A 22000-nucleotide genomic window follows, 5' to 3' on the forward strand; every position below is an offset into this window, starting at 1 on the left:
AAGGGGTCACCTTCCGGCTAGTGGTTGTTTTTGAGGTCGGCGGCTTTTTGCCGCCAGTCACGTGAGTGGGTGGGGATGGTGGTGCCGTTCGCTTCGGCCCGGGCTTTGAGCGCGTTGAGGTACGCGGATCCGGTGCCGCCGCGTACGAGGAGGCGTTGCCCGGCTTGGGTGAAGCCGTCGACTTGGTCGTCGTGTGCGCCGTTGGGGAACGCTGCGGCTTCCTCGATGAACTCGCTGACCCATGCCCGGATTTGCGGGTTGGGGAGGAACACGTTGCCGGCTTCCACGAAAGGGGACACCGCGGAGGCGCGGGCCTCTTTCGATTCGGTCGGGTTGATAGCGATCAGCCCGGGCATTTCCTTGCGGAGAACGTCAAGGACGGCGGTGCCGTTCGCTTTGTCTTCCACGAGCTTCCCGGCGGCTTGCGGCCATTTCGCCACGAATCCGCGCACCGCGGCGAGCGTCTCGGAGAACGTCATCCGTTTGCGGATCTGGTCGAGGAGGTAAATGTTCGGGCCGCGCCTCAGCCACACTTGCCCCACAACATAGTCGGAGGCTTTGGTGGATTTGAACGTCATATCCCACGACATGATCAGCTCATCCGTGGCGCCCGTGACAAGGCAGGCGCCGTCGAGTTCGGTCCACAGCGGGGCCGTGTACTCTTTCCAGTCCGTGCGCTTGAAAATCCCGCCCTCAGTGGGTGCGGGGCGGCCCTGGTAGAGGGCGTTCCACACCCGGGAACCGGCGCGTTTCTTGATGGCTTCCCACTGTTCGGGGGTGCGGCCACGCGTGGATTCAAGGAATTCGCCGGGGACACGGCCGAGGATGTCCGATTCGCCTTTGTCCGGGTTGTGGTCGGCTTGCGCGGCGATGTTCACGACGTTCCACAGGTGCCCGTCCTCAGCGGCGAGGAGGCGGCCGGCGAGGTCCAGCTGGTGCCACCGGGTCATGATCAGGATGACGGGGGCCCCGGGCGCGAGACGGGTTGAGGCGGTGCCGGTCCACCAGTCCCATGCCCGCATCTGGTACGTTTCCGACTCGGCGGTGTCCATACCGGAATGCGGGTCATCGATGATCATCATGTCCGCTGCCCGGCCGGTCAGGCCACCACCGATACCGACGGCGTACAGCCCGCCGCGGTGCCCGTCGAGCTGCCATTCTGACTGCGCTGCGACGTCGGGCCGGATGGAGACGCCAAGGTCACGGCCGTGCGTTTCGATGTGGTTGCGGATGGCACGGCCGTTACGGCGCGCCAGTGACATCGCGTAGGAGGCGGTGATGATGCGCGTGTCAGGTGCTTGGGCGAGGACCCAGAGGGGGAACACTTCGGCGACGCGGGTGGACTTGCCTTCCTGCGGACCAAGGAAAACCATGGTGCGGGAGTCGGGGGTTTCGTACGCCTGGAGGAGCGCCTCATCAACAAGGTCCAGGGCGGGGGTTTGGACGCTGCGGGGGTTGAGGTGCCGGGCGAGGTCCCCGGGGGTGCGGAACCGTGGCGCGGACCCTGTTTCGAACTGTTTGGCGGCGAGTTCCGCCCATGTGAGCGTCACCTTGCCGCCTTTCCTGCTGAGGGTTTACCTTCCGGTCATTCGGAGTTCTGCCTTGGCTTGGCGCCGAATTCGTCGGCGAGTGGGGCGCTTGCAAGTCCCGGTGATGCAGTAGTCGCATCCGCCATTCCGGGCATCCGGGCAGCGCTTGCCGGAGCGGCCACGATAGCGGGCCGCCTGATCACGGTCGCCCTTAGCCACCGGACTTCTCGGCCTTGTATTCGGCGTCGACTCGTTTGCGTGTGGCGAGGGTGAAGGTGCCGCACGGGACACACCCGGCACGGTCTGTGCAGGGCTGGTCGCAGTGACCGCAGACGGCGATGAGGTGAACGACGTCCTTTTCGGTGCCGCATGCGCAGATGATGGGTTCCATGGTCATGACGGCCTCCGTGATGGTGGGGTGAAAGGTTGCCCGCTCTTTGTGGTTCCGGTGAGCTTGGGCTGTCAGTTCCGGTTATGCGCCGCGCTTGGGGTCCGTGATCTTACGTAACGGCTCACTCTTGGGCGGGACGGGCGAGGTAGGCGACTGCCGCATTGAGGATCGCCGGATTGTCTCGGAATAGTCCGAGGCCAGCGTTGCACCGACTGCACAACAGGCCGCGCACACAGGATCCGCATGCGCGCTGGCCGGGGCAACATGAATGGTCGTGGTCTACGGTGAGGAATCTCACGACGCCGTTGGCACCTGTTGCAGTCTCTGGCTCTCGGCAAATGAAGCACACCCCGCCTTGATCGGCGAGCATCGCGTCGTACGCGTCCAGGCTGATTCCGTATTTGAAGCGCAGGGCCGACCTGCGGGCCCCTTGGGAATCTTGGGGATAACGCTTCTTGCCGGGCCGGGTGCGGGGCGGATACGCGCTCTGCCTGATCCGTTGGACGGCGTTGTAGCAGTCGCGGCAGCGGGATTGGTGACCGTTGCTCATACGCACGTTTTTCGTGAATGCGCTGAGCGGCAGTGTCTCATTGCAGTCGCGGCAGGTGGCGGCTGCCTCCATGGACACTCCGTTGCTGGTATCGGGTAAATCTGGCCTTTTGTCTCGGAGGTTTGCCGACTCCGCCCCGCTCCGTAGCGAGGAATACACGCGCTGTTACGGGCGCGAACCGTGGCGCTCAGTGACCGTCCGGACACCTGCGCCAATGTGGGCCTTTTATCACCAGTGAAGGCGAGACGTGGCTACCCGGCACGTCGCTGATGCGGCAGGACTCGAACCTGCGACCTGGGGTTTAACAAACCCTCGCTCTGCCGACTGAGCTACACATCATTGGCGGTTGCGTCCAGCCTCGCGGTTTGCTGGCATGCATTCTTGGCCGCCGTTCCCTTACCTCCGGGTGACGGTCAGCAAGGTACATCTTTGTGCCAGGCCCGGGCTTGGCGCGCCTCGCCCGGGTCCAGCGTTGCCGAAGTCTTAGCCCGCTTCGGCGCGGGAGTCTAGCAGTCGCGCTTCTCGAAAGTGAGCAGGTACTCGGCGCCTGCCTCGAAATTGTCAGCGACATCGTTCCTGACGGTCAGCATGATCATGGCGCTGGGGGTAGCAGCAGCCCACGCCTTGTTTTCCTCCGGACCGTAGGAGGGGTAGAAGCTGACGTTGGTGCCGTAATCGGTCGGTGCTTGCTTCTGGCATTTCAGTACTGCGGTGATGTTGGACATGCGGGAGACTCCAAGGGGGATAGGTGAGTGAGTCAGACTGTGTATTCGGTGCCGTTGATCAGGGCACGGCCGTCGCGGATCCGGTAGACGTGCGGCCACGATTCGGTGTCGTTGTAGTAGGCGAAACCGAATCCCTGCTGCCAGTTCTCCACAACATGAGCGGCGGAACCGTCAGCGCCGATGGCGCCATTCACGGAGGGAACGGCACCATCTACGCGGCATAGGCATCCAGGGTTGGCCGAGTAGGATTCAACGGCCTGTCCACGCGCCCCGGTGACGGAGCGATAGGTCACTTCGACGCGGTGCGTGTGCCCGGCCCATGTGTTCAGGTGCGGGAGTTCGGTGACGTATTGTGCGGTGGTGGAGCCGCGACTGTTGGCTTTGGTGCCGTGGATGTTGCGGGTCGTGTCGTTGTCCCAGTCGGTGGCGGCCGGGTAGGCGTCCACGTACTGGATGTTCAGTTCGTCCAGTCTCAGCAGGTACGGCAGTGACATGACAGGCCAAGACTCGGGGAGTCCGGCGCGTTTCAGGCCGAACGCGGCGACAGCGTTCGTCTCAATGAAGTTCTGCATGCGCTTGTCGTGGTTGCCCTCGATGACAACAATCTCAGCGTCAGGGCAGGACGCTCTCAGCTTGGCGAGGAACACGTGGCCGGCGTTCAGTGCATGCTGGGTGGTTTGCGCGAACGCTGCTTCCTGCGCGAACCTGCCTTGTGAGGCGAGGTCGAGGAAGTCGCCAAGGATCTGAATCTTGTCCGGCTGGTATTGGCGGCAGACGGTGACGAACACGTCCATGGCGGCGTCATCGTGGAACGGGTCCATGGTCCCGTCTGGGTGGAGCCGGTAGCCGATCTGCGTGTCAGCGCCTTTGATGGCGAGCCGCATGCCCCGGGCAGGTCCGGATGGTCTGTCAGGGACCGTGATGGCGACAGGTTCGGCCGGTTGGATGACGGGCCACGCCGGACCAGTCTCGGCCCCGGCCATGATGGGCCGGACGTTGTTGAGTTTGTTCCAGCACCCGCCGGACGGGTTGGACGTCCATCCCCAGGTGAAGGTGACGGTGTCGGGGTCTTGCCCGGTGGAGGCGATGAACTTGCGGTAGTCCTCGTACCCCCAGGGCCGTTCGGAATAGCGGACGTAGTCGGCGGTCCCGTCGGGGCGGTGGGTTTCCGATTCACCCGCGGGCGTCTTCGCGGTGGGGGTGTCGTCGGTGCAGGCGCATTCCCCGGCCCGGTGGTTGTTCACCGTTGATTTGCCGACGCCGGCGAGCGTGGCGGCTTCACGGGAGGGCAGTTTATCCCATGCACTGAGTGATGTTCCGGCGGCGGACACGTACTTGCAGGTCATGCGGGGTCCCTGCTTTCCTCTTGTCCGGGCATGAGAGAAGCCGCTCACCTTTGGGGGGATGGTGAACGGCTTCTCGGTACCGGCTCATGTTCCGGCACTTATTCAGTTATGGGGCGATCAGTGGCTTTCGCCACTTCAAGCTGTAAAAATCTTAGGACTCAAAAAAACATTTGTCAATATTTCAAGCACTATCAATTCACATTTCAAGCATTGAGTGCCCGGAGCTCTTCCGGAACAACAGTCCCAACAAGCACGGTTTGTTCGGGGGTGAGCTCCAAACGGGCCAGCACCCTCTGCATCGCGGTCACGAACATGGCGGCCGTCTGCTCATCGAGCTTGATGCGCCGCTCCTCAAAACCGGACTTGATCAGCATGTCCAGAAACTTGCCCGCCTGCGCCTGCGCCTGCATGTACAGCTTCAGTTCGGCCCGGATCTGTTCGCCGCCGGCTTCGGATTCGTACCGGATGCGTTCGAGGGAGTTGACGCGTTGCCCGAGGGCGTCCATGGTGTGCAGCACACCGGCCGTGACCCGGGAGAGCATATCGAGCGGGTCCTGCACGGCTTCGACACCGTAGGCTGCGATAGCGGCTTGCGGGTCCGCTTCGTAGAGTTCGGTGACGATGCGCCGGTTCTCGCGTTCCTGCGCTGCCCTGATCGCTTGGGGGGAGTGACCCCCGTGGGCTTTACAAACTTTCCCGCCGGGCAACACCTCATCGGACTGACAGGGGCCGCCGCCTTTCTGCTTACGGTGCGCAGCGCACAGCCCATGGACTTCCCCGCACTTATCGCAGACGTCATCCACGGGGCTTGCCTCCCTTGTGGATCAGGGGTGGCATGGGCGGCCAGACAAGGTCGTTCCGCTTGACCCTGCTGCAGCCTGGCACGGCGCAGGTGATGTACCGTGCCCCGCACAGGAACGGCATCGCGGACATGTAGTGACCCTTCACGTGACCACCTCGATGAACTTCTCCATCTCCATTTCACGCTCAACCTTGGCGATCAGCTTCGAGGCTTTCTTGCGGGCACCCTTCAGCGTGTAGGTGACGGCACAGGCTTTGGGGGACGGCACGTAGCTGCCCCGGTGGAGCGCCACCACTACCTGAAAGTTGCCGTACTGGTTGCGGGTGATCGTCGCCTTCAGCTGACCGTCACTCACTGCTCCACTGCTTCCCGGGCTTGCCGCGTGTGTTCGTCCAGCTCATCGTGGCGCTGCTCATAGAGGTACGTGGCGAGATTCAACTCATCGTTGCACGCCTCGGAGAGCCAGCCGGTTTCCTCACGCTCAGCAGCGGCCCATTCTCGCGCCGCCTTGAGTCGAGCCTCCAACCCTTCCATCCCGCTCATACCGCCCACTCCTGCCGGTACTCCGGGTGATCGGCGTAGACGGCGGCGAGGGCGTACAACGCGTCGTCGTGGCAGCTGCTGAAGCCATTCCAGCTGCGGTCGTCCATGTAGCCGGGCTGGGCATCCGCGCTGTTGGCGATGATCGCACGTTTCGCCGCGCATTCAGCCAGGACGCGGGCAGGGTCGTGGCGGGCGATGTGTGCGGCCTCTGCATGGATGCCGCACGTAGCTAGCAGGTCCGGCAGTCCGAATGGGCGCGGGCCGACGTAGCGCACGGCACCGCCAATCTCGTCGCACTGCCACTGCTTCGTTTCGCCCAAGTCGTTGCGGAATGGCAGCGCCGCCGCCTCATCTTCCGCGATCCGGGCGAGCAGGAACTCGGTGATGGTCATTTGACCCCCTCCAGTTCGATGATCCTGTCGATGGCGTTCTTAGCGACGGCCGAAACGGAGTCGTACGTCGTGCTACTGAATCCCTCCCCAGCGAGGTCCCGCGCCAGTTCATGCCGCCGCTTCGCTCGCTGAGCCGAGACGGCCTTGCTCTCGGTTTCCTTTGCTTCGAGGTACTGCCAGAGGGCGACGTCCTGCATCACCCATGCGCGGGCGTTCTTGGCGTTTTTGAAGACGATATGCTGGCCGTCCACGCGATACTCGTCGGGGTTGAATTCCTCCACCTCCGGAAGCTCGTCGCGGGGGATCACGACGAACGCTGCGTCGACGGCTTTGGCGTATTCGGCCAGGATGTAGGCGTCCGCCGGGGCCGTGTACTTTGTCTTGCGGAGGGTCAGGTAGATCGCGGATTCTTCCGGGGTTGGCTCGCTCATGCCTTCACCGGGACTTTCTTGTGCAAATGACTGAGGGGGTTATCCGAGTTGAAGCCTTTTTCCATGACGTGGTTCCACCAGAACATGAACCGGGAGTGTTCCAAATTGTCGAACCGGTAGTCGTGGGCGAGGTGTTTGGCGAGCTCATCGGGTGCATTGTCCGCGACGAGGGCGGCCTCGAACACCCGGTCCAGCGTGCGCTCCGTGATCCACCGCCGGTACGGGCCGTCGATCGGGTCCAAGTACCTGGCTTCACGCCACAGCATCCACACGTGCTTACGGAGTTCTGAATACCTCAAATCGCAACCCTCCGGTCGAGCTCGTTGTGGGTAAAGAGCGCCATGCGCTTCGCTACGACGGCGGCTTCCGCGGCGGTCAGAGTTGCGAAATACCCGATGGCGATCTTCTGGTTATGGTGACTAACTTGGGCCTTCCACTTCCGGGTCCGGGGGTCCCAATGCACGCCGTGAACGCCGGATTTATTCTTTGAGACAAGCCCTGCTGGGTTTTCTGCGTTCTGCTTTCGGGTTGCTAGTCGAAGGTGATCCGGCCTGACGCACGCCCGGTTGTGGCAGGCGTGGTCGATTTCCATGCTGTCAGGTATTGGTCCCGCCATCATGGCGTAGGCGACTCGATGCGCCACGTATGCGCTGTGCTTGATCGTGAAGCGACCGTATCCGTGCCTGTCAGTGCATGCTGTCCAGTCCCAGCAGCCTTCAGATTTGTCCACTTTGGCCCAGAACCGGCTGTGATCCTTGCCTGAGAATTCCAATGGCATCGCCTTCAGAGCAACCTTCATTTGCATGGCCCTTCGTGTCCGGCTGTGAGCCAGCATCGGATCTCATTCCTACCGTCAAGCAAACGCGTAGGGCAACTCTTCGGAGGTTCCTTCACTTTCGCCCGTTCGTCCGTCATCGCTTGACCTCTTCCCAGTAGACGATGATGTTGTCATCGTCGTGCGTGACGTGCATTGCGTCGTCGTAGCTGGTGTCCTTGCCAGCGTCGGACGCGTCCCGCTTGGCGAACATGATGGCCTCCTGCACGTCGCCGTACGCTGCCGGCTGGGGCACGAGGTATTCGTGGCGGACGGTCGTGGTGTTCCGCCGATCCACGACACTCACTGACCCCTCCCGTGCGGGTTGTCCTTCGCCATGGCGTCACCGTAGTGCTTGAGTCCGAGCCAGGTCAGGGCGTGGTTCAGGCCTTCGAGCCACGCCTCGTGCTTGGCAGCGTCAATCTCGGCTTGCCGCTGCGTTGCGGATTCGACCTTGACGGTGATCCGGAGGGGTCCGGGCTTCGCCATTACTGCTTCCCCGTCTCGAGGTTGATGTCCGGCACGATGCTCTCCGGCTTGAACAGGATCCGAGTGTGGTACACGCTGACGTCCACGCTCTCCAGCTGTTCGACAAAGTAGGAGACGTTGTCGCTCAGTCCAAGGAAGTGCTTCTTGTACTGGTCGGGGCCGATCTTGCAGGTAACGTTCAGCTTTCCCCCGTCGGGCTCGATGGAGCACCGGCCCTCGATGGTCAGCAGGTACTTGTCGGTGATGCCGTTGAAGAACACGATGCGGCGGTTGATTTCGAAGTTGTCTGCCGCCGTGGACAGGTTGTCCGATGCCGTTTTGGCGGCCGGGGCGCACCCTGCCAGTAGGGCGGCCGCCGCCAATGCGGTGACGACAACGACGGCTGACTTCTTGCGGGACTTGCGGGGTGTGCTCATGCTGCTGCCTCTTCGGTCTGGTTGATGAAGTCGGTGATGGTGTCGAAGCTGGTTCGGGTGAGGCCTTGACCGACGGACGGGGAGACGCCGAGTCCTTCCGGGCGGGTGCCGAGCCATTCGAGGGCGACGCGTTCCGCGGACAGGTCGTCGTCGATCCACACGAACCGCTCCGGATTCGTGGTTTCGACGTCGGCGCGGATGGCTTGGAGCTTCCACCAGTCACTGCCGCGCCAGCTATGCTGCTCGCCGTGGAGGACTTCCCAGTCCTGCCCGTTGATCCCAATAGCGGGAGAGAGGACCTTCGCGGCGTCGTCCTCCCAGGTGGTGAGCCACTTGAACGTGACATCGTCCCGGGCGGCGAGTTCGTTGAAGGCTTCGATCAGGGCCGGGGCCCAGAGGATCGGCCAGCCGTTCACGGGTGCCGTCTTCCAGTGGTCCCACCGGTCCCAGCCCGCGGCCGTCAGGGACGGTGACTTGTGGTTGACGGCGTTGAGCACACCGTCAACGTCGAGGTAAATCGTGGTGCTCATACAGCGGCTGCTTTCTGTTCTGCGGGCCATGGGGTGAGTTTCTGCCCTGTCTCGTAGAGCTGGATGAGGCGGGCGACGTGGGCGATGATGTAGGTTCGGTGGCCGCGGTGGGAGGTGCCTGCGCCGGCCAGGTATTTGCGGTCGGCCCAGTTGCGGATCCGTTTGGTGTCGAGGGCGATACCGCGGAGGGCGAAGGATCGGGAGAGCGTGGTGGCGTCTTGGGCGACGGTGAGTGCCCGTGACAGGGTTTGGAGGGTCCGCGCCCTGGTGTCCCAACGGGTGCCGCAGGTCCGGCAGGTGGCGTCGTCCGAACCTTCGAGGGCGTACAGGGTTTCGGTGCACTCGATGCCATCAAGGACGCTCCCGCAGGGTCCGACGTAGCGGGTGTCGGGTGCGATATCAATGGTGCGGCGGATGTTGTTGACGGCGCCGACTATCTCGGAGTACGCGTCCGCTGCTGCCTCATGGTGTGCCAGCCAGGTCACGTGGTGCATGAGCCATGAGCTGATCGACTCCGACGTGTCCTTGCACGTGAGCGGGGTGTGGTCGAGGTGGAAGGTCCGCACCTCCGTGGTTTCGTCGTCGACGATGATGACCCGCTCATACGTGGACGGCCGCTCATCACTCACGAGACGCGCCCATGCCACGAGCACGGCCTTCAGGTTCGACGCCGCGTTGGAGGCCCCAAGCTCGTACGGGAGGGGTTTGTCGTCGCGTTCGTGGTTCCCGCGGGCCGGGCGCTTCCGGGACTGGCGTGAGAGGGCCGTGTCGAGGTCCTCCAGCAGCGAGCCAAGGTCACCCAACGCCCTGTCCATGGTCTGCTCGCAGTCGCCGCAGATGACCGCGTTGTTGTGCAGCGGCTTCCCGTCAACAGGGCAACTCATCGGCGCCCCTGATTCAGGGACGCGTCCAAGTGCATTTGGAACGCTTCGAACGCCTGCTTCCGGGTGAACGCGCCCGTCCGCAGGTACGCGACGTACAGGCCGGCGTTGTGCGTGGCGAGTTGCGTGAAGTACGCGGACGGCTCAATCACGGCCGGGGTGACGTGCAGTTCGGACAGGTCATGCTCAACGAACGTGCGGGCCACCGGTGCGGGTGCGGGTGCGGGTTTCCGCCGGGGCCACTCCAGCGCGACCGTGGCAGCCACCGCTATGGCCGCAAGGGCGATCCGCTGACCGGTCCTCATTCGTCCCCCAGGCTGTCGAGGTAGTCCTCAAGTCGGGCGCGGGCGGCGGCGCTGGAGTCTTTCGACGCGTGGCACCGGCACGTGTAGGTGCGGCCGCAGGTGCCGAAGTTGTTCCAGCAGCAGCCGCGCTTGCACATGCGCGACTCGGGGACGGCTCTTATCATGCTTCTAGTCTAATGCCTGTAATGCGCATTCGGCGTGTTTCAAACATTATTGCTGGGCATGGCAGTAGCAGGGGCAGTCGATCAGGTCATCCAGTTCGAGGTCCCACCCGTTACCGGTGCAGGATCCGTGTTTCCCGTCGCGGCAGTCCGGGTTCTTCGACGCCTCAAGGGCCCTGGTCGATCTGGCGGCGTGTTCCATCTGGTTACACATCAGGCGTCGTCTCCCATCCTGCAAATCATGGCCCCGGTGAAGTCCAGGACCGGCTGCCGGTATGGGTTGTCCGCCTTCGCTGGCCGTGTTGGCGAGTCGGCGCACGCGTCCCACCCGATGGCGAGCAGTTCGCGGCGGCCTTCTTCGAGCCGGTCAGCTGCGGTTGCTACCTGCCGGGCGAGTCCGTCGTTCAGTGTGGTCAGGCGCTCATTCTCGGCGCGGAGGTCGTCAAGTTCACTCATGCTTCTACCAGTCCCTCTTCTAGGATTCGTCTGAGCGCGGGGAGGTTGAACACTCCGTTGCCGTGCTGGATTTTCAGTTCGTAGAGCGCTTGTTTGATGGCTCTTTGGGCTTCTGTTTCAGGCATCATTGCCCCTTTCGATCGGGTTAGGTGGTGAGTTGGTCGGCGCGGTTCCGGAGCCGGGCGGCAGTTGACTTCGCTTCTGCCGAGTAGGCGCCGTATCGAACTATGTCCGCAAGCTCGTATTCGCGGGTGTCCGCCATGTTCTGCATGGTCTTGAATAGCGTGTCCGAACGGGCGTCATGCTCGTCCGCTGCTTCCCTGAGCGCTTCGGCTTTGGCGGCGGCGAACAACGGGGCGAGCATGGCGGCTTGGTGGGCGGCGAGTGCATCTTCCACGTTGCCCCCCGTTCCCCATGTCAGGATCACCGCGCCGCATCCATCGCACTTATCCACGAATGGTTTGCGGTCGGTGTGAGTCGATGCGGACCAGTGCCCAACCAGCACCCCGGCTACTTGTTCCTGGTTCACGGTCATTTCCCTGCCCTCCATTCCTGCACTTGCGCGTAGGTCTTGCCGTTGACGTTGAGCGTGCCGCGCAACTTCTCTGCCCACGTGCAGGCTTCGTCGTAAGTGAACCGGTACTGGTGCCGGCGGAACGGTTCGGGCGCCCAATCAGACCAGTTGCCCGCCCGCGAAAGTTGCGATCCGTATTTGTCGTTGGGGAACTTCTGCACGGCGTACTTACCTCTGCCCTTCCAGACAACCCAGATCGAGAACAAGCGCGAATCGCCGTACTCGTCATCATCCGGGTCGAGACCGATGGGCGGGAACATCTCCTGCGTGATCACTGCCCCTCCTTGTCGTCGGCGGGGGCACGGAGCGCGGCGATCACAGCGCGGGTCCGTTTGAGCCAGTAGTCACGGTCCTCGTAGTCGTGGCCGGGGTAGCCGTGCGCCTCTTGCTCATATTCCTCCATGGCCTCGTACTCGCGGACCCGTTCGAAGCATCCGTCGTAGTCATCCACGAGGGCGGCAACCTCGGCAGCTTTCCAGATACTGGCCTCGCTGAACATCACCGCATCAGCGGCGGCGAGGGCGGACTTGGCTTCGGTCACGTAGTACTTGCCCTCGTCCGGGTATCCGCCAGCGAGCCCGATAGCCACAGCCCGAGTCAGCGCGGTGGCCTGCTCGAATTCCTTAGCCCAGTCGGTGTCCATCACAGCCCCTCCCTCCATTCGGTCATCTTGCGGTGGTGGCTTTCCAGTGCGTCGTACACGGATTCGGTCAGCGTTTCGTGGGACACTCCCGGATCGGCCTTGGCGTAGATCGTCGCTACCCGCTTGGTCCCGCATGAGTCCCCGGCTGGGTCATCCTTGAACTGGAAGTGACCTTGACGGCAGACGTATCCAATCTCGATTCGTTCGCTCAACTTGAAGCTCACAGCTCCTCCAATGCTTCGGTGAGTGCGACTACCGTTGGGCAGGGGTACGAGCAGCCATTAGTGCAACCGCTGCAAGTCACCCACGGCTGGGATGGCGTTGGATCATTCGGGCTATGCAGAGCCAGCACCCCCTCCACGGCGGCGAGCAGCTTGCCCATGTCCGTGGGGGCGTTGGCGATTGGCGCGGTGTACTCTGCGTGGTCAACCCGCGCTACAACCCTGTGCGCACCGAATCCGTTCGGGTCGTAGATTACGACGTCCTTGCCGCGCACTTCCCACTCACCAAGCTCCGTTGCCGCTGCGAGCCGTTCCCGCATATCGTCCAGGGCGCTCACGGGCGGGCCTCATGCAGGACCGTCGCGGGGAGGTCTACTTCCAGCGTGTCAGTGAGCCATGGATTACCGCAACGTTCATCGATCACGGCGCGCCATCCGGTACGCAACCGCTGGCAAATATCGCCGTCACCGTCAATCAGCACGGAGCCCACCGGCAGCGCGTCCAGTTCCTCAACCGTCGTGACCGTGCGGGGCTTCGAGTAGCCAGCGGCGAGGATCGCTTCGGCGGTTACCTCGGCCTTTGCCCTGACAACGGGTGTTTTATGCAGATCAACGCCTGAACGCACCCTATCGTCAGTCGCGGTCTGCCAAAGGATCTCAATCAGTTCGTCGCGTTCACTCATGCTGTCGTTCCTCTCATTGCGCCCATCCGGTAGCGGACGTCGGCGCGTTCAGTGTCGGTCATGGCTTCCCACTCGGGGAGGGTGATGCCTGCCGCGTGGGCTATGTCCGCATCCTCACGGGAGATGTACGGATGGCGGTAGTTCGGGTCCAACGGGGCCGGGAGGTTGATGGGACGGGTTGTTGTGCGGAGGATCATGCCGCCACCGCCATGCCCAGTACCAGATCGTCGGGCAGGGGCCTAAGTCGCCCGCTGCTGTCGCGCCATCGGCCCTCGAAGTGCCGGGCCATGCGGAACAGGGCCAGGCGCTGTGCGAAGGTCAGACCGGGCAGGTCACCCGCCGAGTAGTAACCGTTTTCGACCCATGCGCCCGCGCCACCGTAGTAGCCCTCGTGGTAGTAGTCATCGGCTTCGTTGATGTGCTTGCGGAAGCGATCGCAATGCCCGCATGCCTTGATCGTAAAGAAGTCGCCTTCCCAGCTGCCCGCGGTGCGGTGGTAGGTCTCGTCCGGCTCAATGATGCGCCAGCATTCTTCGCAGGTGTGGGGCTTGCGGGCCTTGACCGCCTTGGTCGTCGCGAAGTCGCTCACTGGTCCGCCCCGTTCACGAACACTGCCGGCTTCACGCCGTCCCATGCGCAGTCCAGGTTGATGCCGCGCCGGTAACCATTCGGCCCCTTCGGGCACGTGCAATCAGCGCTCGAGGTCCGGCCGCTTCCGAGCGGGCGGGTAGCCGTGTCGGCGCTCATGCCAATTCCCCGGCAACAAGGGCCCTGGCGTCGCGGATAGCGTCACGCAACGCCCGGTAATTCTCCGGAGTCTCCGGAATAGCTTCGATACTGGCGAGGAGCTGGGCCGCGGTGACTCTCCTGGCCGGCGATGCTGTGTTGGTGCTCATGATTCCCCCGAATAATGTTTGAAAGAGTGAACTGATGGTCTGTCTAGTATCGCACTACGACAGACGAATGTGAAGCATTTCCCGCGGGACGGTTTGACTTTTCGTGTCGCCGTCCCGCATGAGGTCCAACCACACCTAACTGACTGGACGGTCAGTTAGCTCTGCGGTGGCTGATTCGACGATCGTGGACACTGCGGTTGACTGCTCGCCGGTGAGCAGTGCGATCAGGTCCGCTCCAGTTAGCAAAACCCATTGATCCTCAAATCTCCTGGTGCCCCTTCGCTTGGCAATGACCACGCCGCAGATCGCCTTGTAATTCGCGGCCTCCGCTGCAGCCTCGCGGACCCACTGGGTCGGAATGAGTTTGCCGCCGAAGTCTTTCGCCTCAATCGCGATCCTCGCCCCGTTGGCGTGTCGGACGTTGGCGATGTCGCCGATGTCTTTTGAGCCTTTGCGGGGTGCCCGGTCGATGTCTGGGTTGCCGAGTTCGTTGGCGAGTCCGTCGGCTACGAGCTGTTCGAATGCGGTGCCGGCTTGCTTGGCTGTTCGTCGTGATCGGGTCATGTGGTGTCTCCAGTGGTCTTTGGCGATGCTCGTGGCATCTTCTGTTTCGGTGCTGCTGACCGTCCAGAATCGTTCCGGACGGGTCGTGCGGGTGGTTGGACGGGTCAGGTGTTTTGCGGGGCTTAGAAGCCCGCCTAGCGGTCCGAGCATGTTTGGCAGATGAACGGCGGCTGAACCGACGCCATGGCCCCGAGGGGTTTCCGGGTCAGGCATTCGCTGCACAACCTCACACCGTTGTCCGGTTTGCCCGTGGCGGTCTTGGCCCAGTACTGCTCGAAACCGATCGCCGTCGGCGCCGTGGCCTTCGGATCCGTTGCCGCCCGCATGGCCGCCAGGACAACATCAGCGACAGGCCGGTCAGCAACAGCGAAACCCTCAAGGGTCTTCATCACTGCCGGGTAAGCCCAGCCCGGGCGGAGCGTCCGGATGACGTAGGCGATAGCCGAGGCTTGTTCCTGGTTGAAGGTTGCCATCGTTCTGCTCCTTTCTGCGCTCACGTTTAGGTAGGTGAGATAGAGAAAATGTCTTATCGGTTGAAAAGCAAAAGCTTTCTGAAGATAAAAGCTTTAGGTGAGTAGAGAGTGGTTAATGGTGTATGGTGCTTAGATTTCGCTTAGGAAGTGCTTAGCTTTTTTCTAAGCAAAACGTAAGCACGTGCTTAGAAAGTGCTTAGAGGTCTGCTTAGGATTTTTGGCACAGTTCGCAGTCCGGATTCCTGACACCCTTGTCCAGGTGATGCCGCTTGTGCGCCGACTTCAAGCCGCCGACAGCACCCGATCTTCGCTTCGCCTCGATGCGCTCCTCAATTTCCTTCGCGGACGGCTGATGCTTCAGGTAGTCGTGCAGCACGTACCGGCCGCCGCCGTGGTCTTCCACGAGGCCGGCATCGAGCAGCTCTTTCTTCGGCTTCGGGCCTTTGGAGAGCAGGTCTACGGGTTCCACCACGCCGTCACTCCGATCCTCATTTGCGATGGTGATCAGAGTGACGTGCAGGCGGAACGCGGCGTCGGACAGCCCACGTATCTTCTTGTGCCGCGGATACTCGTTGGTGAGCGTGATGTATATGCGCGGGTCTTTCTCGCCGGACATCAGGCGCCGATGGCGTCAAACAGGGTGGGCATGTCCTGCTTGCGTTCCTCCGCTTCCAGGTACTTGACGGAGTCGAGGAAGTACCCGGAGTTCAGTTCGCTGGACCGGCCCTTCCGGCCCAGCTTCAGCGCCCGGAGCGGGACGGTTCCGAGGCCGCCGAAGGGGTCAAATACGGTGTCGCCGGGGTTGGTGTACCGCTCGATGAGCCGGTCGACGATGTCGAACTGGAGCGGGCAAACGTGCATCTGTACGTTGCGCCGTTTCTGCTCGCCGTTCAACGTGAGCATGCGGTTCACGTCGTGCCAGACGTCGGGCGCCCATGACCCTGGCATGAGGGACATGAACGTGGCCGGCAGCGCACCCTTGCCCTGCAGCGCTTCGCCTACCTTGATGTGGGATTCGTAGTCGTACACTTCGCGGAGGGTCTGTTCGGTGAACAGCCGTGACCTCTGTTCGACAGGCAGTCCGGCGAGCTCGTCCGGGGTGAGGTGCCGGTCGCCGCTGGAGCGCCAGTTCGCGTGGGCATCGACCTGCCAGCGGGCGAGGGAGTAGTCTTCCTTTTCCTTCGTGACCCGGTCGTCGGCGTAGCCCTTGGACCGGTCCGTCTGGGGCTTGTGGAAGAGCAGAATGTACTCGGGGGAGCCGACGCCCATCTTCGTCCCGTCCTTGCGCATCTCGGTGTACCCGAGGCGGTAGGTCTGGTTGTTCTCTCGGACGACGTCGGTGACGACGGTGATCATTCCCATGTAGTCGAAGCCGTGCTTCACACCATGGAAGAGCGCTTCCGCGTGGAAGGGGCTCACGGTTGGGATTCCGGCGCCGGTGACGTTGCCGAAGTTTATGCGGTCCTTCACGTGGCAGGCGTAGATCCGGCCAGGCTTGAGGACCCGGAGCAGCTGCGGGGTGAGGTAGTCCATCTGGGCCCAGAAGTGGTCGTTGTCGTCGGTGTGACCGAAGTCGTTGTAGCTGGGCGTGTACTCGTAGTGGTTGCTGAAGGGGATGGACGTGACGATCATGTCGACGCTGTTCTCGTCCATGTGGTTGGTGGTTTCGTCAACGCAGTCGTTGTTGGCGAGGGTCCAGCCGTCGCCGGACGCTTCGATGCGTTCGAGTCCCATGGATCTGGTGAGCGCTTCGGTGATGGAGTTCCGGGACAGCCCGTACTTTTTGATGATGTCGGTCATGGTGGAGGTCAGTTCCTTGTCTCGTGCGAGTTTCTCCAGGAAGGAGGCGCGCACTTCGGTTTCCGATTCGGCGTAGATCATGTGCACGGTGCATTCGCGGGTCTGCCCGAAGCGTTGGATGCGGTGCCATGCCTGGTAGATGTCGTTGAATTTGTAGGTGATGCCGACGAACACGGCCGTGTAGCACTGTTGGAAGTTCATGCCTTGGCCGAGCTGGATGGGTTTGCCGATGAGCGCCCACGTTTCTTTGTCCCGCCAAGCGTCGATGCGCCGTTCGGCTTCGTCGGGGTCGAGTGATCCGTGGACGCTGGAGTACGTGAGCCCGGCCGCTTTGAGGGCTTTCTCGATCTCGGATTGTTCGTCGTTCAGGTCGCACCAGAGGATGATCTGTGAGCCGTCGCGTTCCTTGTGTTCGGCGACGATGGTCATGAGCTTTTCGACGCGGGCGGCGAGGCTGTCACGCTTCTCCCTCGCCGTGGCTGCGAGGTCCTTCGCGCCGCCCCGGAAGAGCCGCGCCTGCCCGTCGCGGTCCACTTCGGCGGTCGAGTGATCGACGGGGACCTCGTGCCATTCCACGGACAGCGGCGGCAGGTCGTACCCCTCGTCGGAGTATCCGAGGTCGGACGGCTTCTGCAGGAATATCGACCACGAGTTCAGCCACATGAAGAACTCTTCGCGTTTGTGCTCGTAGATGGTCAGGTTATTCGCCTGCGTGGAGTCGCGCTGGAAGAATCGGGTGAGAGCCTGGCCGGTGTCCATGACGCCAAGGAAGCCCGCGTAGTGGATGAGCTCCTTGTACTTGTTCGGTGACGGCGTGGCGGTGGCAACGAACCGGTAAGGGACTTTCTGGAACAGGGTTAGGAACGTCTGGTACGTCTTCGATCCGAAGCTGCGGAGCACGCCTGCCTCGTCGAGTGAGACGGCCGTGAATCCGTCGACGTCGAGGTTCCCGTCGCGGACAGAATCGTAGTTCGTGACGTAGATCCCGGAGCCATGGAAGGCTACGTCTTTGACGCTGCGGATGAAGGTCACGTCGATGCCAAGCTTCCGGCCGTCCTTGATAAACTCGCCGCGGACGCCAAGGGGTGCGATGATCAGGCCCCGGCCGCCGACACGCGACAGGGTCAGCCGCAGAATCTCCAGCTGCTGGAAGGTCTTGCCTAGGCCAAAGGATTCGAAGAGGGCGCGGCGGCCACCTTCCACCGCCCACCTAACGACGTCAGCCTGGTGGGGCAGTAGCATCGGGTTAACTTCATCCGCGCTCACCGGCTGCCCGTAGGTCTTCTCGAAGTCAGCTTTCGCCTTCAGGAAATCCGTGTAGGTGCTCATGCCCCCACCAGCGTTTCGGCCATGCAGGCGACAAGGTCGCGTGCGGCTGGCGGGGTGACGGCGTTCCCAGCCATTTTGACCTGTTCGCGTTTGTTTCCGAGCATGATGTATTCCTTCGGGAAAGCCATGCCAGCTTTGATCTCGTGCGGCTCGAGCATCCGGAATTCGCAGTCCTCCACTGAGGGGACTTTCCATTCGGCCAGGCCATGGTGGAGCCCGTTCGCTGCGAATGTGTCGAGCGGCTGTCCGACGTCCTTGGGCGCGTTCTGCCCGCGGAGGGTGGTAATCATCGCGAACCGGTCGTGCGTGGTGATCGTCGGGATCGCCTTGGATACCTTGTGCATCTGCCCGTTGCCGTAGTACTCCATGAGCAGGTGCTCGCGGGGCGGCGTGAGCAGCCCGGTTTCGTTGCGGGTTGTCTGGGTCCGCATGGCGTCAGTTACGCGGGCAGCGTCCTTCCCGATGCGGCCTTCCACCGGCACCAGCAGTGACCGCGTGTAGGCGGTCGTCTGGGTCTGGAACGGTTCGGTGTTGACCGGGCTGATGATCTGCGATCCGCGGACGGAGTCGATAGATACAGGCTCGGCGCCGTACTTCAGCAGTCCAGCTTCGATCCGGGCGATCGTCTTGGGCGAAAGGTCCTTCTTCCGGTCCCCGATGCGCTGGCCCTTCAACGACCAGTCGATCGCGTGGGACGCGGGCAGCCAGCCTGGTTCGATGATGGCGTTCTTGCAGGCCACCTTCGGGCACCTCCAGTTGTACTGCGCCCGGTAGCGGCCCCACTGCTCAGCCTTCTTGAAGACCTGCAGCGCGTCCACCACCTCGTCGCAGCTGGAGCAGTACGCCTTGGGCCGGAAGTACTTTTCGACGTCGGGCGCCTTGTTGCCTTTCTTCCAGAACAGCACGTACATGCGGTCACGGGACTGCGGTGCTGGCAGGCCGCCGTGCTGGGCGTGCATGCTGTTCAGGTACTGGATGCGGTGCTCGTAGCCGAGGGACTTCATGGCCATCAGCCAGGCGTCGAACATGATCCACTTCGCGGCATCAACGACGTTCTCGGTGATGATGGCCCGGTAGTGGTGGACTTCGGCGAATCGGGGCACGTCCCACATGGTGGCGCGGGACCGGTCGGCGGCTTCGTCCGGGAGGGTGTCGCCGAACAGGTCAGCCTGGTTGGTGACGCGCTTCTTGCCCTTGGCTACCGAGTGGTTCGTGCACTCAGGCGATGCCCAGAGGATGTCGGAGTTCCCGATGTAACGAGGGTCGGTTTCCTTGATGTCAGCCTGGACGTGGATCGTGTCCGGGTGGTTCGCGTTGTGGGACTCGAGGGCCTTGTCCCAGTGGTTCAGCGCGGTCTTCACGGTGATGCCCGGGAGCGACGTCGCCCCGGTGCTGGATCCGCCGGCGCCGCAAAACATGTCGGTCATGGTCAGGCTCAAGGGGTTCTCCTAAATTCGTCGGTGAGTATGTTGCACGGCGCGTAGGCGCAGTGGCTCCAGAGGGTGAGCCCGTGCGCGTGGTCGTGCCAGTCAGACAGCCGTTTGATGTTGTCGACCGCGTCTATGACTTCGAGGTACTCGCCGGAGGTTGCGCCGTGGATGCACCACTGGCACTCGCAGACGCCGTCTTCTTCGATGTAGACGGTCATGTTTTCGGCGGTCATGCTGCCCGTCCCCTTGGCTTGGAGTATGCGGCGACGTAGCGTTTGGCCCGGGTGATAGCTTCGCTTACGGCCCGTTCGAAGGTTCGGTGGGCGCTAATGGTCCCGCCGTTCGCGGTCATGACGATGTAGCCTGTGCGGTTGGAGTACCCGGCACTGTAGGCGCCTTTGGCTACCTTGAGCCGGATGCGGTTCCCGTAGTCCGGGGTGGCCGTCACTTCGTAGGATTCGACGCCGGTCTGCTCGCCCATGAGGGTCATGGCGCTCATGCGGGGAGCCTGACGGGCATCAGCAGATGCCTCAGGCCGTCAGCGCCGTACACGAGGGCAGGCTTGCCGAGGTTCTCTTGGAAGCCGATGGTGATTGCGGCGGCGGGGGTGACGGCGAGGGACCATGCGAGGTATCCGGGGTTGAACGCCGCTGTGACGTCGTCGCCGTCCACTTCGCAGGGCAGGGTTTCCTGTCCTTGGGCGTCTTCGCCGGTGCCAGCTTCGACGGTCATGACACCGTCAGCGGTGGTCAGCCGGACGGGCGTGTTGCGTTCGGCGACGAGGGCGACACGGGACAGGACATCCGCGAACTCGTCGCGGTCCACACTGACCTGGGTGGCGGTCGTGTTCGGGAAGAGCGCCTTGATTTTCGGGTAGTCGCCGTCCATGGTGATCTGCGTCGTTGCCCGGTTCCCTGTGCGGATGCCGACAAGGTTCCCGTCTGCGAGGAGTGTCGCGTCACCGGCGAGGGTCTTCACGACGTCCTGCAACCATGAGGCCCGGACAAGGATGTCGATGTCTTCCCCGGTCGGCTGCCACGGGATGACTACCTCAGCGAGGCGGTAACGGTCGGTGGTGAGCATGATCAGGTCGTTGCCCTCAGAGAGGATCTTGACGCCCATCAGCACCGGGACGGAGGCGTCCGTTGATGCGGCGCCGATGACCTGGGCGACGGCCGCGGCGAACACGTCACCGTCGATCGTTCCCGCGGACGCGGGCAGGTCCGGCATGGGCGGGAACTCGGCGGCCGGCATGGGGTGCATGGTGAACACGGCGGACCCTGCCGTGATCGTCGCTTTGCGGTCGTCGACGGAAACGGTCACGGTTTTTTTGCCGAACTTACGGATGATGTCGGTGAACATTTTGCCCTGCAACAGGACCTTGCCCGGTTCGGTGACGTCGGCGGCTACCTGTGTGCGGGCGGACTTCTCGTAGTCGAAGCCGCTGATGCGGAGCCCACCGGTCTGTGCCTCGATCAAGAGGCCGGCGAGGATGGGGATGGCGGGTCTGGGGTTGAGGCCTTTGGATGCGAATGTGGTCGCGTCGGCGAGTGCGTCGGCTGTGAGGGTGAATTTCATGTGGTTCTCCTGATTTGCGTTGCGGGTTGCGTGTAGCGGGTGAGCGCCCGGAATTCGCCTGCCTGGCGGGAGGTCCAGCCCATGCCAGGGAAGTACTTGTGCAGGACGCCGCGGTCTACCCCGGTTGACCGGCTGGCCTCTTTGATGGAGGCCCCGTCCTTGAGTAGCTCTCCGGCCTTTTTGAGCCGTTCCTCGAAGGCTGCCCGTAGCTCGGCTTGGCTGGTCATGAGGCTCTCCTTTCGTGCTGGGTGGTGGCGTGCATCCATGCGTTGAGTGCGACTTTGAGTTCGCCGGCGGCGTCGGCGACTTGGATTTCTACGGCGTCGAGGTTTCTTCTGGTGTCTGCGAAGTCCCCGCCGCTCCGGATGGTGCTTGAGTGCTCGTAGAGCGCCCGCTTGTACCGGTGGTCCCAGGCGTCTTTGATCTGCCGGGCTTCGTCGTAGCGGGCTTTGAGGATTTCGACTTCGGTGACAGGTGCCCGGCGGATCCGAATTGGTGTGACGCTCATGCCTTCACCCGGATTCCGTGTTCCTTGATCACCGCGTCGGGGATGAGGCGGCCTTTGCTGATGCCGCGGTCGTGGCGCCATTTCTGCATGTAGTCGGCGATGGCCCGTTTGCAGCCGGGGCAGGTTTCGGTGCCGTTGCGGAGGTGCCGGCGGTATCCGGCGGGTTCGCCGCAGTTGGGGTAGATGGCCAGGGTTGTCACAGGTTCATCTCCACGTGTCCGCCGGTTGCTTTCAGGTGCGCGGTTGTCCGGTCTGGGGCCCATCCGCGTTCCCCGCCAGGGTGGTTCCAGAACCATTCGCCGGGCCGGGTCTTGGATTCGAAGTAGAGGGGTCTTCTTTGGCTGGATTGGCGGACGTGGGCGAGGGCTTCGTCGTAGGTGTCGTGGGAGCGTTTGCCTTCGGCGTGTGGGCGGTAGACCCAGCGCGGGGGTGTGGTCGTCCATTTGGGTTCGCCGGTGGTGAAGTCGGTGGACGCGGCGATCGTCCATTTCCCGGGGCTCGAACGGTGTCTCATGTGTCTCCTTGTTGAGTGGAACGCGCA

The 22000-nt window shown here is 62.8% G+C and carries 42 protein-coding genes and 1 tRNA gene; all 43 read right to left on the bottom strand.

What is annotated here, in order from left to right; genetic code table 11:
* Window positions 1–17: 17 nt before the first annotated feature.
* Window positions 18–1550 (bottom strand): phage terminase large subunit, encoded by a 1533-nt coding sequence (gene terL / locus J7I79_RS13830; RefSeq protein WP_214953990.1) that lies wholly within the window; start codon window positions 1548–1550, stop codon window positions 18–20.
* A gap of 190 nt (window positions 1551–1740) precedes the next feature.
* The gene (locus J7I79_RS13835; RefSeq protein ID WP_214953992.1) at window positions 1741–1926 is read right to left on the bottom strand and encodes a hypothetical protein; all 186 of its coding nucleotides are present in this window, start codon (window positions 1924–1926) and stop codon (window positions 1741–1743) included.
* Window positions 1927–2041: 115 nt separating this feature from the next.
* Window positions 2042–2542 carry an endonuclease VII domain-containing protein gene (locus tag J7I79_RS24960; RefSeq protein WP_214953994.1) on the bottom strand — a complete coding sequence of 167 codons (501 nt, stop codon included), beginning with the start codon at window positions 2540–2542 and terminating at the stop codon, window positions 2042–2044.
* Between the two features lie 194 nt (window positions 2543–2736).
* Window positions 2737–2809 (bottom strand) — tRNA-Asn (locus tag J7I79_RS13845).
* Window positions 2810–2976: 167 nt separating this feature from the next.
* Window positions 2977–3195 carry a hypothetical protein gene (locus J7I79_RS13850; RefSeq protein WP_214953996.1) on the bottom strand — a complete coding sequence of 73 codons (219 nt, stop codon included), beginning with the start codon at window positions 3193–3195 and terminating at the stop codon, window positions 2977–2979.
* Between the two features lie 32 nt (window positions 3196–3227).
* Complete coding sequence (locus tag J7I79_RS13855) at window positions 3228–4541, bottom strand: hypothetical protein (RefSeq protein ID WP_214953998.1); 1314 nt, start codon at window positions 4539–4541, stop codon at window positions 3228–3230.
* A 203-nt stretch (window positions 4542–4744) separates the two neighbouring features.
* Window positions 4745–5344 carry a hypothetical protein gene (locus J7I79_RS13860; RefSeq protein WP_214954000.1) on the bottom strand — a complete coding sequence of 200 codons (600 nt, stop codon included), beginning with the start codon at window positions 5342–5344 and terminating at the stop codon, window positions 4745–4747.
* A gap of 141 nt (window positions 5345–5485) precedes the next feature.
* Window positions 5486–5698, bottom strand: a complete 213-nt coding sequence (locus J7I79_RS13865) for a hypothetical protein (RefSeq protein ID WP_214954002.1) — start codon at window positions 5696–5698, stop codon at window positions 5486–5488.
* Window positions 5695–5886: a hypothetical protein gene (locus J7I79_RS13870; RefSeq protein WP_214954003.1), complete on the bottom strand. Its 192-nt coding sequence runs from the start codon at window positions 5884–5886 to the stop codon at window positions 5695–5697. Before J7I79_RS13870 ends, J7I79_RS13865 begins: the two co-directional genes overlap by 4 nt.
* A complete protein-coding gene (locus J7I79_RS13875; RefSeq protein WP_214954005.1) occupies window positions 5883–6278 on the bottom strand; it encodes a DUF6221 family protein in 396 nt (131 codons plus the stop codon). Before J7I79_RS13875 ends, J7I79_RS13870 begins: the two co-directional genes overlap by 4 nt.
* Window positions 6275–6709: a hypothetical protein gene (locus J7I79_RS13880; RefSeq protein WP_214954007.1), complete on the bottom strand. Its 435-nt coding sequence runs from the start codon at window positions 6707–6709 to the stop codon at window positions 6275–6277. The genes J7I79_RS13875 and J7I79_RS13880 overlap by 4 nt, the downstream gene beginning before the upstream one ends.
* Window positions 6706–7008, bottom strand: a complete 303-nt coding sequence (locus tag J7I79_RS13885; RefSeq protein WP_214954009.1) for a hypothetical protein — start codon at window positions 7006–7008, stop codon at window positions 6706–6708. Before J7I79_RS13885 ends, J7I79_RS13880 begins: the two co-directional genes overlap by 4 nt.
* Window positions 7005–7508 (bottom strand): HNH endonuclease, encoded by a 504-nt coding sequence (locus J7I79_RS13890; protein WP_214954011.1) that lies wholly within the window; start codon window positions 7506–7508, stop codon window positions 7005–7007. The genes J7I79_RS13885 and J7I79_RS13890 overlap by 4 nt, the downstream gene beginning before the upstream one ends.
* 112 nt (window positions 7509–7620) lie before the next feature.
* Complete coding sequence (locus J7I79_RS13895; protein WP_214954013.1) at window positions 7621–7830, bottom strand: hypothetical protein; 210 nt, start codon at window positions 7828–7830, stop codon at window positions 7621–7623.
* Window positions 7827–8012, bottom strand: a complete 186-nt coding sequence (locus J7I79_RS13900; RefSeq protein WP_214954015.1) for a hypothetical protein — start codon at window positions 8010–8012, stop codon at window positions 7827–7829. Before J7I79_RS13900 ends, J7I79_RS13895 begins: the two co-directional genes overlap by 4 nt.
* Entirely contained in the window at window positions 8012–8428 is a 417-nt protein-coding gene (locus tag J7I79_RS13905) for a hypothetical protein (protein WP_214954017.1), read from the bottom strand. Before J7I79_RS13905 ends, J7I79_RS13900 begins: the two co-directional genes overlap by 1 nt.
* Complete coding sequence (locus J7I79_RS13910) at window positions 8425–8958, bottom strand: HAD domain-containing protein (RefSeq protein WP_214954019.1); 534 nt, start codon at window positions 8956–8958, stop codon at window positions 8425–8427. The genes J7I79_RS13905 and J7I79_RS13910 overlap by 4 nt, the downstream gene beginning before the upstream one ends.
* Window positions 8955–9842 (bottom strand): hypothetical protein, encoded by an 888-nt coding sequence (locus J7I79_RS13915; RefSeq protein WP_214954021.1) that lies wholly within the window; start codon window positions 9840–9842, stop codon window positions 8955–8957. Before J7I79_RS13915 ends, J7I79_RS13910 begins: the two co-directional genes overlap by 4 nt.
* Window positions 9839–10144, bottom strand: a complete 306-nt coding sequence (locus J7I79_RS13920; protein ID WP_214954023.1) for a hypothetical protein — start codon at window positions 10142–10144, stop codon at window positions 9839–9841. The genes J7I79_RS13915 and J7I79_RS13920 overlap by 4 nt, the downstream gene beginning before the upstream one ends.
* Window positions 10141–10308, bottom strand: a complete 168-nt coding sequence (locus tag J7I79_RS13925; protein ID WP_214954025.1) for a hypothetical protein — start codon at window positions 10306–10308, stop codon at window positions 10141–10143. Before J7I79_RS13925 ends, J7I79_RS13920 begins: the two co-directional genes overlap by 4 nt.
* A gap of 210 nt (window positions 10309–10518) precedes the next feature.
* On the bottom strand, window positions 10519–10761 hold the full coding sequence (locus J7I79_RS13930; protein ID WP_214954027.1) for a hypothetical protein: 243 nt from the start codon (window positions 10759–10761) through the stop codon (window positions 10519–10521).
* Window positions 10758–10886, bottom strand: coding sequence for a hypothetical protein (locus J7I79_RS24625; protein WP_285291452.1), 129 nt, complete (start codon window positions 10884–10886; stop codon window positions 10758–10760). The genes J7I79_RS13930 and J7I79_RS24625 overlap by 4 nt, the downstream gene beginning before the upstream one ends.
* A 20-nt stretch (window positions 10887–10906) precedes the next feature.
* Window positions 10907–11158, bottom strand: a complete 252-nt coding sequence (locus J7I79_RS13935; protein ID WP_214954028.1) for a hypothetical protein — start codon at window positions 11156–11158, stop codon at window positions 10907–10909.
* A gap of 134 nt (window positions 11159–11292) precedes the next feature.
* Window positions 11293–11610: a hypothetical protein gene (locus tag J7I79_RS13940; protein ID WP_214954030.1), complete on the bottom strand. Its 318-nt coding sequence runs from the start codon at window positions 11608–11610 to the stop codon at window positions 11293–11295.
* On the bottom strand, window positions 11607–11978 hold the full coding sequence (locus tag J7I79_RS13945; RefSeq protein WP_214954032.1) for a hypothetical protein: 372 nt from the start codon (window positions 11976–11978) through the stop codon (window positions 11607–11609). The genes J7I79_RS13940 and J7I79_RS13945 overlap by 4 nt, the downstream gene beginning before the upstream one ends.
* Window positions 11978–12202: a hypothetical protein gene (locus J7I79_RS13950; RefSeq protein WP_214954034.1), complete on the bottom strand. Its 225-nt coding sequence runs from the start codon at window positions 12200–12202 to the stop codon at window positions 11978–11980. Before J7I79_RS13950 ends, J7I79_RS13945 begins: the two co-directional genes overlap by 1 nt.
* The gene (locus J7I79_RS13955) at window positions 12199–12537 is read right to left on the bottom strand and encodes a hypothetical protein (protein ID WP_214954036.1); all 339 of its coding nucleotides are present in this window, start codon (window positions 12535–12537) and stop codon (window positions 12199–12201) included. Before J7I79_RS13955 ends, J7I79_RS13950 begins: the two co-directional genes overlap by 4 nt.
* Complete coding sequence (locus J7I79_RS13960; RefSeq protein ID WP_214954038.1) at window positions 12534–12881, bottom strand: hypothetical protein; 348 nt, start codon at window positions 12879–12881, stop codon at window positions 12534–12536. The genes J7I79_RS13955 and J7I79_RS13960 overlap by 4 nt, the downstream gene beginning before the upstream one ends.
* On the bottom strand, window positions 12878–13078 hold the full coding sequence (locus J7I79_RS13965; protein WP_214954040.1) for a hypothetical protein: 201 nt from the start codon (window positions 13076–13078) through the stop codon (window positions 12878–12880). The genes J7I79_RS13960 and J7I79_RS13965 overlap by 4 nt, the downstream gene beginning before the upstream one ends.
* On the bottom strand, window positions 13075–13470 hold the full coding sequence (locus J7I79_RS13970) for a hypothetical protein (protein WP_214954042.1): 396 nt from the start codon (window positions 13468–13470) through the stop codon (window positions 13075–13077). The genes J7I79_RS13965 and J7I79_RS13970 overlap by 4 nt, the downstream gene beginning before the upstream one ends.
* A 154-nt stretch (window positions 13471–13624) precedes the next feature.
* Complete coding sequence (locus J7I79_RS13975; protein WP_214954044.1) at window positions 13625–13777, bottom strand: hypothetical protein; 153 nt, start codon at window positions 13775–13777, stop codon at window positions 13625–13627.
* 135 nt (window positions 13778–13912) lie between these two features.
* Complete coding sequence (locus tag J7I79_RS13980; protein ID WP_214954046.1) at window positions 13913–14341, bottom strand: restriction endonuclease; 429 nt, start codon at window positions 14339–14341, stop codon at window positions 13913–13915.
* 134 nt (window positions 14342–14475) lie between these two features.
* On the bottom strand, window positions 14476–14814 hold the full coding sequence (locus tag J7I79_RS13985; protein ID WP_214954048.1) for a hypothetical protein: 339 nt from the start codon (window positions 14812–14814) through the stop codon (window positions 14476–14478).
* 208 nt (window positions 14815–15022) lie between these two features.
* The gene (locus J7I79_RS13990) at window positions 15023–15430 is read right to left on the bottom strand and encodes a hypothetical protein (protein ID WP_214954050.1); all 408 of its coding nucleotides are present in this window, start codon (window positions 15428–15430) and stop codon (window positions 15023–15025) included.
* Entirely contained in the window at window positions 15430–17943 is a 2514-nt protein-coding gene (locus J7I79_RS13995; RefSeq protein WP_214954052.1) for a DNA methyltransferase, read from the bottom strand. Before J7I79_RS13995 ends, J7I79_RS13990 begins: the two co-directional genes overlap by 1 nt.
* Complete coding sequence (locus J7I79_RS14000) at window positions 17940–19382, bottom strand: DNA cytosine methyltransferase (protein WP_251042770.1); 1443 nt, start codon at window positions 19380–19382, stop codon at window positions 17940–17942. Before J7I79_RS14000 ends, J7I79_RS13995 begins: the two co-directional genes overlap by 4 nt.
* Entirely contained in the window at window positions 19379–19606 is a 228-nt protein-coding gene (locus tag J7I79_RS14005) for a hypothetical protein (protein WP_214954054.1), read from the bottom strand. The genes J7I79_RS14000 and J7I79_RS14005 overlap by 4 nt, the downstream gene beginning before the upstream one ends.
* Window positions 19603–19872 (bottom strand): hypothetical protein, encoded by a 270-nt coding sequence (locus J7I79_RS14010; RefSeq protein ID WP_214954056.1) that lies wholly within the window; start codon window positions 19870–19872, stop codon window positions 19603–19605. Before J7I79_RS14010 ends, J7I79_RS14005 begins: the two co-directional genes overlap by 4 nt.
* Window positions 19869–20951, bottom strand: coding sequence for a DNA polymerase III subunit beta (gene dnaN, locus J7I79_RS14015; RefSeq protein ID WP_214954058.1), 1083 nt, complete (start codon window positions 20949–20951; stop codon window positions 19869–19871). The genes J7I79_RS14010 and dnaN overlap by 4 nt, the downstream gene beginning before the upstream one ends.
* On the bottom strand, window positions 20948–21178 hold the full coding sequence (locus tag J7I79_RS14020; RefSeq protein WP_214954060.1) for a hypothetical protein: 231 nt from the start codon (window positions 21176–21178) through the stop codon (window positions 20948–20950). Before J7I79_RS14020 ends, dnaN begins: the two co-directional genes overlap by 4 nt.
* Window positions 21175–21459 (bottom strand): hypothetical protein, encoded by a 285-nt coding sequence (locus J7I79_RS14025; RefSeq protein ID WP_214954062.1) that lies wholly within the window; start codon window positions 21457–21459, stop codon window positions 21175–21177. Before J7I79_RS14025 ends, J7I79_RS14020 begins: the two co-directional genes overlap by 4 nt.
* Entirely contained in the window at window positions 21456–21659 is a 204-nt protein-coding gene (locus J7I79_RS14030) for a hypothetical protein (protein WP_214954064.1), read from the bottom strand. The genes J7I79_RS14025 and J7I79_RS14030 overlap by 4 nt, the downstream gene beginning before the upstream one ends.
* Entirely contained in the window at window positions 21656–21973 is a 318-nt protein-coding gene (locus J7I79_RS14035; RefSeq protein ID WP_214954066.1) for a hypothetical protein, read from the bottom strand. Before J7I79_RS14035 ends, J7I79_RS14030 begins: the two co-directional genes overlap by 4 nt.
* Window positions 21974–22000 lie beyond the last annotated feature (27 nt).

Origin of the sequence: Arthrobacter sp. ISL-69, assembly GCF_018613775.1 — a bacterium.
In the GTDB taxonomy this organism is placed as follows: Bacteria; Actinomycetota; Actinomycetes; order Actinomycetales; family Micrococcaceae; genus Arthrobacter.